The following is a 9,279-nucleotide window of genomic DNA, read 5'->3' on the forward strand; positions in this document are numbered from 1 at the left end:
GGCTCGGCCGGCCAGACCTCCACCACCGCGGTGCAGATCGCGGGACCGCCAGCCTTCGCCGCCGGCATCATCGCCGCCGGGTTCTCCAACGGCCTGCTGGCGGCGATCGACGCCACCTCCGGCACGCCGGTGTGGGAGCAGAGCCTCGCCGCCTCCTTCGGCCAGGGCGGCGGACTCACCTTCTCGGACATCGTCGCCTCCCCGGTCATCGCGGGCGGCGTGGTTTATGCCATCAACCTGGGCGACACGATGATGGCCGTGGACCTGCATTCCGGCGCCAAGGTGTGGACGCACAGCGCCACCGGCACGCAACCCATCTACATGGCCGGAGGCTTCGCCTTCGTGCTCGACAAGAACCAAGTGCTCTACGCCGTGCACGCGGATGACGGGCTGGTCAGCTGGTCGCTGCAAATGCAGCCTTATGAGAACATGAAGAAGCAGAAGGACCCGATCAGCTGGGCCGGGCCGATCCTGGTGAACGGCCAGCTGCTGCTGGTGAGCGACCATGGCCAGGCAGCGCTGGTGGACCCGGTGGCCGGAGAACTGACGCGGACAGTGAAGCTGGGCAGCAGCAATGTGGCGGACATGGCGCCGCTGGCCGCCAGCGGCGTGCTGCTGCAACTGACGCGCAACGCCAAACTGACTGCATACACCTGATCATGACACCGCATGTTGTTATTGCCGGACGGCCGAATGTCGGCAAGTCCACACTCTTTAACCGGCTGGCCGGGGCGCGCATCGCGCTCGTGGCCGACACGCCGGGCGTAACGCGCGACCGCAAGGAGGCCGAATGCGTGCTCGCCGGCACGAAAGTGCTGCTGGTGGACACGGCCGGGCTGGAGGAAGCCGCGCCGGACACGCTGCCGGGCCGGATGCGGGCCTCGACCTCGCTGGCGGTGGAACACGCGGACCTCGTGCTGTTCGTGTTCGACGCCCGGGCCGGGCTGCTGCCGGAGGACCACCATTTCGCCACCTGGCTGCGCCGGACCGGCAAGCCGGTGCTGGTGGTGGCCAACAAGGCCGAGGGACGCGGCGGTGCCGCCGCCGCCATGGAAGCCTATGAGCTTGGCCTGGGCGAGCCTTGCGCCATTTCCGCCGAACATAACGAGGGCATCTACGGCCTGATGACCGAGATCGCCGACCGGTTGCCGAAGCCGGAAGAGGGCGAGGCGGAAGACGGCGAGAACCTGCCGCTGCATCTGGCGATCGTCGGGCGGCCCAACGCGGGCAAGTCGACGCTGATGAACTATCTGCTGGGCGAGCAGCGCATGATCACCGGACCGGAGCCGGGGCTGACGCGCGATGCAGTCTCGGCGGACTTCACCGGGCCGGACGGGAAGCTCTACCGGATCGTGGACACGGCGGGCCTGCGCAAGCGCGCCCGGGTGGATGAGGGGCTGGAGAAGATGTCCACCTCCTCCTCGATCGAGGCACTGAAGAAGGCCGAGATGGTGGTGCTGGCCGTTGACGCCGTGAATGGCGTGCAGGAGCAGGATCTGCACATCGCCCGCCTTGTCGAGCGCGAGGGCCGGGCCTGCGTGATCGCCCTGACGAAATGGGACGCGGTGGAAGACCGCGGCGATGCGCGCAAGGCGGCGCTGGACCGCATCTCCATCTCGCTCAGCCAGATGAAGGGCATTACCGTGGTGCCGCTCTCCGCCGAGACCGGCGAGGGCGTGGCCAAGCTGTTCCCCGCCCTGCGCGCCACCTACGAGAAGTGGAACCTGCGCATCCCCACCAGCCAGCTGAACCGCTGGTTCGAGGCGGCGCTGGAGCGTTTCCCCCCGCCGCTGGTGGAAGGGCGCCGGCTGAAGCTGCGCTACATCACGCAGATCAAGGCGCGGCCGCCAACCTTCGCGGTGTTCGGCACCCGCGCCGAACAGACGCCGGAGACATACCAGCGCTATCTGGTGAACTCCCTGCGCGAGGCGTTCGAGATGCCGGGCGTGCCCATCCGCATCTATCTGCGCGGCACGGATAATCCGTACGCGGATTAATACCCGCTTGCGAGATGCATGACTCTCTGCCGTCATTGCGAGCGCAGCGAAGCAATCCATCTTTTCCAGCGATGTCGCGGAGATGGATTGCTTCGCTGCGCTCGCAATGACGGTTCTGGATGGGTCATCATCAACGCGGCTTGGTATAAAACTCCACGAAAGCTTAACTCGCTCGGCCAAGGGGCCAGGGCTAGGACAGCACGCATGCTGCGTCTCGCCCTCCTGCTGATGTTCCTCCCTGCCCCGGCCCTGGCCGCGCCGCTGTTCTGCGCCGGTGTGGCAGCGCCGGAACTGGCCTACCCCGATGCGAAAGGCTCCTGGCAGGGGCTGGAGATTTCCATTTGCCAGCGCATGGCCGCCAAGCTCGGTGTGGCAGCGCAATTCACCCCGGTGCTGCAGGACAGCGACATTCCGCCGCGCGCTGATGTGCTGTTCGCTCCGCAGGCGGATATCGGGCCCGGCTACACGCTCGGGCCGGTAATTTATAACGACTACCAGGCGATACTGGTGCCCTACGGCTCACCCGCGCGGCAGGCGGCGGATCTGGCTCAGGCGGAAATCTGCGTCGAACCCGGCTCGCCGGAGGATGACAATCTGCAAGCCTATTTCAAGGCGCATCACATCACGCTGCACGAATTCGCGTTCCAGGAACCCGATGAGATGCACGATGCCTACGAGGCCGGGCGCTGCGATGCGATCACCGCGCGGCGCTCGCTGCTGGTCGGGCTGCGCGGCAATGCCGAAGGGGCGCGGCAGGATGATGTGCTGCTGCCGGATGATCTGGGCGACAACCCGGTGCGCGTTGCCAGCCGCGCCGGGCTGGCTGCTCTTGTTGCTGAAACCGCTAAGGAAAAGCCATGAAGTTCAAACGCGCGTTGAGCCTGATGACGGCGTTGAGCCTGCTGCCGGCGCAGTTCGCCTGGGCGGCCGGCACCGTGACCCAGCAGCCCGACGGCCCAACCGTAGTGCGCGTTGAGATGGTGGCGCACGAGCCGAACCTGACCGAGGCGCAGGAGATCGCGCTGCTGCGCAAGCACGTGAAATACGTGTTCGTGCTGTTCCAGGAGAACCGCTCCTTCGACTCCTATTTCGGCACCTTCCCCGGCGCGAACGGGTTTTACAGCCAGCCCGCCAGCCAGACGCCGGGCTTCTACCAGCCGATCATGAATGTCGATGGCAGCATGGGCGTTATCTCGCCCTTCCGCATCGGGCCGGACCAATACGCCGCCGACACCGATGACGTGGACCACGCGCATATCAACATGGCCGAGAAGATGGACGTGGTGAGCGGCAAGGCGCTGATGGATCGCTTCGCGCTCGAGGAAGAGAAGAAGTACATCACGCCGGGCGACAAGACGCCGAGCCTGATCGCCAAACAGTTCGGCGAGCTGACCATGGCCTACGAGGATTGCGATACCATCCCTTACTTGTGGAACTACGCCGACCGCTTCATCCTGTTCGACAATTTCTTCCAGCACACGATCGGGCCCTCCACGCCGAATGCCATCGCGATGATCGCGGGCGAGACCGGCGAGACGCAATGGGTGAAGCACCCTGATGAAGCTGTAGGTGCCAAGGGCTTGCCGAAGGGCGTGGGCGAGCCGGTGGTGGGCGATGCCGACCCGCTCTGGGGCACGGGCGAAAATGGCGATGCAAGCGGCCAGCCGCAGAACCCCATGGACTCAGCCAAGCGCCCCGTGGTCCCGGCGCTGAACCAGACCTATGCCAGCCTGCCGCTGACCATGAACGGCGTGAAGGTGAAGGCGGTGACAGCCAAGGACGAGCAGGCGGCCGACCTTGCCGATGTGCAGCAGGATATCCCGGCCATCGCCGCGAGCAAGGCGGCGCCCCTGCCCTGGGGCTGGTACGAGGAGGGCTATGACCATGAGCCTTCCGACAAGGGCGCCACGGCCAGCCACGCCGGCTATATCGGCCACCACAACGGGCCGCAATATTTCGGCTATGTCTCGAACAATCCTGACGAGACCAAGCATCTGCACGGCTTGGGCGATTTCTTCGCCGATATCGGCGCGGGCAAGCTCTCCCCTACCGGCGGCATATATTACGTGCGCGGCGGGTTCCAGAACATCGCGGGGCTGAACCCGGCGCTGAAGGACCCGGCGGTGCAGCACAACTTCCAGGGCGATGACGACCATCCGGGCTATTCGGATGCCGCGATCTCCGAGGCGCTGGTGGCGCGGGAGGTGAACGCCATCGCCCAAAGCAAGTACTGGGCGCAATCGGCGATCATCATCACCTACGATGAGTCGGAAGGCGATTACGACCATGTGCCGCCAACCTTCGTGGAATACGACCCGCAGGGCCTGCCGCTCTCGCGCGGACCGCGCATCCCGCTCATCGTCATCTCGCCCTATGCCCGCGCGCATATGGTCAGCCATGAGAGCGGTGACCATGCCAGCGTGATCAAGTTCATCGAGCTGCTCTACGGCCTGCCGGCGCTGGCGGACCTGCCGGACGAGGCGCAGGCGCGCGAGGCGGGGCTGAAAATGTTCAAGCAGGCTTATCTCGGCCCGGCGGACGACAACACCCCGGGCGTGGGCAACCTGCTCTCGGCCTTCGACCCGGCACGCCTGACAGGTGCTGCGCCCCCCCTGCCCGCCTCCTACGCGGTGACCGCCGACATCAACGCCATCCCGCCCTATGGCAACGAGGGCTGCAAGGCGATCGGCGTGGTGCCGGTGGATGTGGCTCTGGGGATCAAGACCACCATCCCCGCGGATTTCAACCCGCGGCCGAAGACGGACCCCAGCGAACCAGCGGTGAAGTAGTCCAATAAAAACGGCGCCCGCAGGCGCCGCTTTCGTGTCCAGTAAAGATAGATTGCTTCGGCCGCTCACGCGGCCTCGCAATGACGGCGGGAATTAGCCCTCTTTCAGCATCTCCAGCTCCAGCCAGCGCTCCTCTACTTTCTCCAGCTTGGCGTGCAACTCGGCCAGAGCGGCGGTGGCGGCCTGGAATTTTTTCGGATCCTTCGTGTAGAGGTCCGACGTGGCGAGGATGGTTTCCTGCTTCTGGATCTCGGCGTGGAGCTTGTCGATCTCCGCCGTCAGGGTCTTCAGCTCGTGCTGTTCCTTGAAAGAGATTTTCCGCGCCACCGGAGCGGCGGGCGCTGCCTGCTGCAGCTTGGGCGCGGATTTCTTCTCGGCCTTCTGCTCCGCCACCGGGGCACCCGCGCGCTGGGCCAGCATGTCGGAATACCCGCCCGCGTACTCCACCCAGTTGCCGTTGCCTTCCGATGCCAGCACCGAGGTCGCCACACGGTCGAGGAAGTCGCGGTCATGCGATACGACGATGACCGTGCCGGCGTAATCGCCCAGCATTTCCTGCAGCAGGTCCAGGGTTTCCAGGTCGAGGTCGTTGGTCGGCTCGTCCAGCACCAGCAGGTTGGAGGACTTGGCCAGCGCCACCGCCAGCAGCAGCCGCCCGCGCTCGCCGCCTGAGAGCGCGCCGACCGGCGTGCGCGCCTGCTCGGGCTTGAACAGGAACTCCTTCATGTAGCCGATGACATGGCGGCTCTGGTTGCCGACATGCACCTGGTCGCTCTTGCCGCCGGTTAGCGTGTCGGCCAGCGAGGTGTTCGGGTTGAGCGCCGCGCGCTGCTGGTCGAGCGTCACGACGTCCAGCGCCGCGCCGAGCTTCACCGTGCCGGAATCGGGAGCCAGCTGGCCGAGGATCAGCTTCAGCAGGGTGGATTTTCCCGCGCCGTTGGGGCCGACAACGCCAAGCCGGTCGCCGCGCAGCACGCGGAAGGTGAGATTGTCCACCACCTTGCGCTCGCCGAAGCTCTTGGAGATGCCGTCGGCATCCACGACGATCTTACCCGAGGTGGCGGCGTCCAGCGAAGCCAGCTTGGCCGTGCCCAGCTTGTGCGTGTAGTTGCGGCGCTCCGCGCGCAGGCTGTGCAGGCCCGCCAGGCGCTTGACGTTGCGCTTGCGCCGCGCGGTCACGCCGTAGCGCAGCCAGTCCTCCTCGCGCGCGATCTTGCGGCCCAGCTTGTGGAAGTCCTGCTCCTCCTGCTCCAGCACCTCGTCGCGCCAGGTTTCGAAATGGGCGAAGCTCTTGTCCAGGCGCTTCGTCTGGCCACGGTCCAGCCAGACCATGGCGCGGGAGAGGTTCTCCAGGAACCGCCGGTCATGTGAGATGAGCACAATGCCGGAGGAGAGGGATTTCAGCTCGCCTTCCAGCCACTCGATGGCGGGGAGGTCCAGATGGTTGGTCGGCTCGTCAAGCAGCAGCAGGTCCGGGCTGGGCGCCAGGGTGCGGGCAAGTGCGGCGCGGCGGGCCTCGCCGCCCGAGAGGTTTTCCGGCTTCTCATCCCCGCTCAGGCCAAGCTCGCCCAGCAGATAGCGGACGCGGTACTCGTCGTCATTTGGCCCGAGGCCTGCCAACACATAGTCCATGACGTTGGCGTGAGCGGAAAGATCCGGCTCCTGCGGCAGATAGCGCATGGTCGCACCGGGCTGGAAGAAGCGCGTGCCGGAGTCGAGGGCGATCTCGCCCGAGGCAATCTTCAGCAGCGTGGATTTGCCCGAGCCGTTGCGGCCGACGAGGCAGATGCGCTCCCCCGCCCCCACCGAGAGCGATGCCCCGGAGAGCAGCGGCACGGTGCCGAGGGTTACGGAGATGTCGGTGAGCAGCAGGAGCGGTGGGGGAGCCATGCGGGCTGTTTGGCGGTTCGCGCCGCCGGACTCAAGAGCGGCGCGCTAAGTGCCGGACAGCGCGACAGGCCGGGCCGGGCCGGAGGGCGCATAGCTGCCTGCGGGAAGCGGGCTGGGCTGCGGCGCGGCAGGGGGCGGCGGAGAGGCGGGCGTGGCCGTGGACGGCGCGGCCGGGGCGGGAGCCGGCGGGGGCGCCGGGGTGGCGCAGGGCAGCGGGGGCCGGTTGGAATCGAGCCTGGCCTGGTAGCGCCGCCCAGCCAGGAAACCCCGCTCATAGGCGGCGGATTCGTCTTGGTGCAGTTGCTTGACCGGCGTTGACGGTGGCGTTGAGGGGCTGGGTGGCGTCTCGCAAGCCGCCAGGAACGAGGCGGCGAGCATGGCCAGAAAAATCTTGCGGCAACGCCGCACATGGCTGGGGCTCGACATTACACCAGCATATAGCCAGGGAACAGCTTGCCGTCATCCCGGCAACACTTCATTACCGTTCATTACCCGCATATGGCCAAAGGCCGTATATGCGACGACTGACGAAGACGAAGGAGACATAATTTGCGCAAGCACATGGCAATCATTCTGCTGCTGGCCGCCACGGTCGTGCCGCTGACCGGCTGCGTGGTCTACCCGGGCCGCCCCTACGCCACGGCGCATTGGGTGCCGGGGCATTGGGGCGCGTATGGCGGGTGGCATCCGGGCCACTGGGCGTAAGCCGCAAAAAAAGCCGGCGGGCCCACCCCCGCCGGCTCTTGAGCCGAGATATTCCCCCCTTCGCCACTCCACACATTTCTGGACAACGCGGGCCGCGGGTAACGCAATGAGACGTCAACCCGAGCTAATGTTGTTGTACTGTTTCGCATAAACCTTACGAAAATATGTATCCGCAAGCGCGGATTGACGCCGCCCCGCCCCTGCGGCACGAGGTGCTGGAAACCTCAGGCCTGCATCCTCGATGTGTACTTCGTGCCAAACTGTCTCCCGCCGCGCCTTTCTTGGCGGGGCGCTCACCCTGCCGCTCTGGCATGGCGGACGCGGCGCCGGGCTGGTGGAGCCCTGCCTGCGCCTGCCCGTGCAAGGTGTTGCGGTAACGCTGGATGCCTGCCCGGGGCATTTCGACGAGCGCATCGCCAACCCCCTGCTGGCATGCAACATCCCGGCGACGATCTTCGTCACCGCCACCTGGATGCGCTGGAACCCGGACGGGCTGGCCCTGCTGAAGTCCCGCCCCGATCTGTTCGCGCTGGAAAACCACGGCGCGCGCCATATTCCGCCGGTGCTGGGCGCGGCGCCGATCTACGGCTTGGCCCCTGCGGGCACGCTGGATGCGATCCGCACCGAGGTGCTGGACGGGGCGGCGGCAATCACCGCCGCGACGGGCAAGCGCCCTACCTGGTACCGGGCGGCGGCGGGCATCTACAGCCCTGCGGCCATCCCGGCCATCGAGGCGCTGGGTTTCAAGATCGCCGGATATTCCCTGAACTCGGATGAGGGGGCCTCGCTGCCCGCCAGGACCGTGGCGGCGCGGATCGCCGCGGCGAAGAATGGCGACGTGATCGAGGGGCATATCAACCAGCCGAAGCGCGACAGCGGCGCGGGCATCGCCGCCGGGCTGAAGGCGCTGCACGAGGCCGGGACCAGGTTCATCCGCCTCGACCAACTGCCTGCGACGATCGACGTGACGGTGTAAGCGCGCCGAGGAATCCGTTGCCACCCCGCCAACGGGGCAAAAGGCCAATGCGGCTAAGGAATTTCCGGCTGTATAAATGGAATATCCACAGAATTACCCACAACTCTGTGGATAACTTCGCAATCGCACAAAAAATCTAGATTTTCCAGGACTTGGACAGCCAGACCGCCGTCTCTATTTTTCGGCTACGACCAGGGGGGTGACGCTCACCATTGCTACACCACTGCTGACCAGACCAATCTGGCTCGCGGCCGCCTCGGAAAGGTCGATGATGCGGTGGCTGTGAGGCATGCAATCGTCCACAAGAACAACGACGGAACGGTCTTCGTTAAGAAGCGAGATCCGCACCTTCGTCCCCATAGGCAGCACGGGCGATGCCGCGGACAGGACGCCGTTCGTGAACGATTGGCCGGTGCAGGTGCGGTGAAGGCCCGGGCCAGGCCGGTACCAAGAGGCGAGACCGACGACTGATGGTCCCGACGCAATAATCTGAGGCGTTGGCGGGGGCGCGGCAGGAGCAGCCTGTGGGAGCGCGGCCGCCGTGGCGACAGGAGCTTTCCCCATGGGGGCGGCGGTGCAACCGGAAACAACGCCCGCAACCGCCAGAACGAGCATGAAGCGGTACTGGATCATCTCATTGTGGCCTTCAGATGGTCTTGGTGTCGGAGCCGTTCATGCCATTAGCGTATACCGAATTTAATTGGCTTGCATAGCAGTAATGGCGCGGCGATTAATCCCGAACTGCGCGCAACAAGTTCTATTCTTTAGGGAAGATGGTGGGTGCACAAGGATTCGAACCTTGGACCTACTGATTTGATATCAGTGCGGCTTGCAATTCGGAATCGTATATTTGCCAGCGTTATAAATATGTTGCGATCGTGCCCCACCGCGTGGTGTAGGAGCGGTTTCCTGAGCAGCATTG

At 65.5% G+C, this 9,279-nt stretch carries 9 protein-coding genes; 6 read left to right on the forward strand and 3 right to left on the reverse strand.

The window, feature by feature from the left end; translation table 11 throughout:
• From ACLPJJ_RS01705 to ACLPJJ_RS01720, 4 genes are all read left to right on the forward strand, one after another.
• Positions 1 to 657, forward strand: a 657-nt coding sequence (locus tag ACLPJJ_RS01705) for a PQQ-binding-like beta-propeller repeat protein (protein ID WP_443589009.1), incomplete at its 5' end; no start/stop codon positions are given.
• A gap of 2 nt (positions 658 to 659) precedes the next feature.
• Positions 660 to 1,997 carry a ribosome biogenesis GTPase Der gene (gene der, locus ACLPJJ_RS01710; RefSeq protein WP_443589010.1) on the forward strand — a complete coding sequence of 446 codons (1,338 nt, stop codon included), beginning with the start codon at positions 660 to 662 and terminating at the stop codon, positions 1,995 to 1,997.
• A 204-nt stretch (positions 1,998 to 2,201) separates the two neighbouring features.
• A complete protein-coding gene (locus ACLPJJ_RS01715) occupies positions 2,202 to 2,858 on the forward strand; it encodes a hypothetical protein (RefSeq protein ID WP_443589012.1) in 657 nt (218 codons plus the stop codon).
• The gene (locus ACLPJJ_RS01720) at positions 2,855 to 4,786 is read left to right on the forward strand and encodes an alkaline phosphatase family protein (protein WP_443589013.1); all 1,932 of its coding nucleotides are present in this window, start codon (positions 2,855 to 2,857) and stop codon (positions 4,784 to 4,786) included. The genes ACLPJJ_RS01715 and ACLPJJ_RS01720 overlap by 4 nt, the downstream gene beginning before the upstream one ends.
• A gap of 93 nt (positions 4,787 to 4,879) precedes the next feature.
• Here the strand turns inward: ACLPJJ_RS01720 and ACLPJJ_RS01725 are convergent, their stop codons facing one another.
• Both ACLPJJ_RS01725 and ACLPJJ_RS01730 read right to left on the reverse strand, forming a co-directional pair.
• A complete protein-coding gene (locus tag ACLPJJ_RS01725; RefSeq protein ID WP_443589014.1) occupies positions 4,880 to 6,676 on the reverse strand; it encodes an ATP-binding cassette domain-containing protein in 1,797 nt (598 codons plus the stop codon).
• 45 nt (positions 6,677 to 6,721) lie between these two features.
• The gene (locus ACLPJJ_RS01730) at positions 6,722 to 7,102 is read right to left on the reverse strand and encodes a hypothetical protein (RefSeq protein ID WP_443589015.1); all 381 of its coding nucleotides are present in this window, start codon (positions 7,100 to 7,102) and stop codon (positions 6,722 to 6,724) included.
• 135 nt (positions 7,103 to 7,237) lie between these two features.
• Here ACLPJJ_RS01730 and ACLPJJ_RS01735 point away from each other — a divergent pair, with 135 nt between their 5' ends.
• Both ACLPJJ_RS01735 and ACLPJJ_RS01740 read left to right on the forward strand, forming a co-directional pair.
• Positions 7,238 to 7,381: a hypothetical protein gene (locus tag ACLPJJ_RS01735; RefSeq protein ID WP_443589017.1), complete on the forward strand. Its 144-nt coding sequence runs from the start codon at positions 7,238 to 7,240 to the stop codon at positions 7,379 to 7,381.
• 241 nt (positions 7,382 to 7,622) lie between these two features.
• The gene (locus ACLPJJ_RS01740; protein WP_443589018.1) at positions 7,623 to 8,357 is read left to right on the forward strand and encodes a polysaccharide deacetylase family protein; all 735 of its coding nucleotides are present in this window, start codon (positions 7,623 to 7,625) and stop codon (positions 8,355 to 8,357) included.
• Between the two features lie 174 nt (positions 8,358 to 8,531).
• Here the strand turns inward: ACLPJJ_RS01740 and ACLPJJ_RS01745 are convergent, their stop codons facing one another.
• Positions 8,532 to 8,990, reverse strand: coding sequence for a septal ring lytic transglycosylase RlpA family protein (locus tag ACLPJJ_RS01745; RefSeq protein ID WP_443589019.1), 459 nt, complete (start codon positions 8,988 to 8,990; stop codon positions 8,532 to 8,534).
• Positions 8,991 to 9,279 lie beyond the last annotated feature (289 nt).

Source organism: Acidocella sp. (assembly GCF_052326845.1).
Lineage (GTDB): Bacteria > Pseudomonadota > Alphaproteobacteria > Acetobacterales > Acetobacteraceae > Acidocella.

Bases quoted from the DNA above. Each gene is read 5' to 3' on its own strand.
- der (WP_443589010.1), top strand. From the start codon at position 660: ATGACACCGCATGTTGTTATTGCCGGACGGCCGAATGTCGGCAAGTCC.
- ACLPJJ_RS01715 (WP_443589012.1), top strand. From the start codon at position 2,202: ATGCTGCGTCTCGCCCTCCTGCTGATGTTCCTCCCTGCCCCGGCCCTG.
- ACLPJJ_RS01720 (WP_443589013.1), top strand. From the start codon at position 2,855: ATGAAGTTCAAACGCGCGTTGAGCCTGATGACGGCGTTGAGCCTGCTG.
- ACLPJJ_RS01725 (WP_443589014.1), bottom strand. From the start codon at position 6,676: ATGGCTCCCCCACCGCTCCTGCTGCTCACCGACATCTCCGTAACCCTC.
- ACLPJJ_RS01730 (WP_443589015.1), bottom strand. From the start codon at position 7,102: ATGTCGAGCCCCAGCCATGTGCGGCGTTGCCGCAAGATTTTTCTGGCC.
- ACLPJJ_RS01735 (WP_443589017.1), top strand. From the start codon at position 7,238: ATGGCAATCATTCTGCTGCTGGCCGCCACGGTCGTGCCGCTGACCGGC.
- ACLPJJ_RS01740 (WP_443589018.1), top strand. From the start codon at position 7,623: ATGTGTACTTCGTGCCAAACTGTCTCCCGCCGCGCCTTTCTTGGCGGG.
- ACLPJJ_RS01745 (WP_443589019.1), bottom strand. From the start codon at position 8,990: ATGATCCAGTACCGCTTCATGCTCGTTCTGGCGGTTGCGGGCGTTGTT.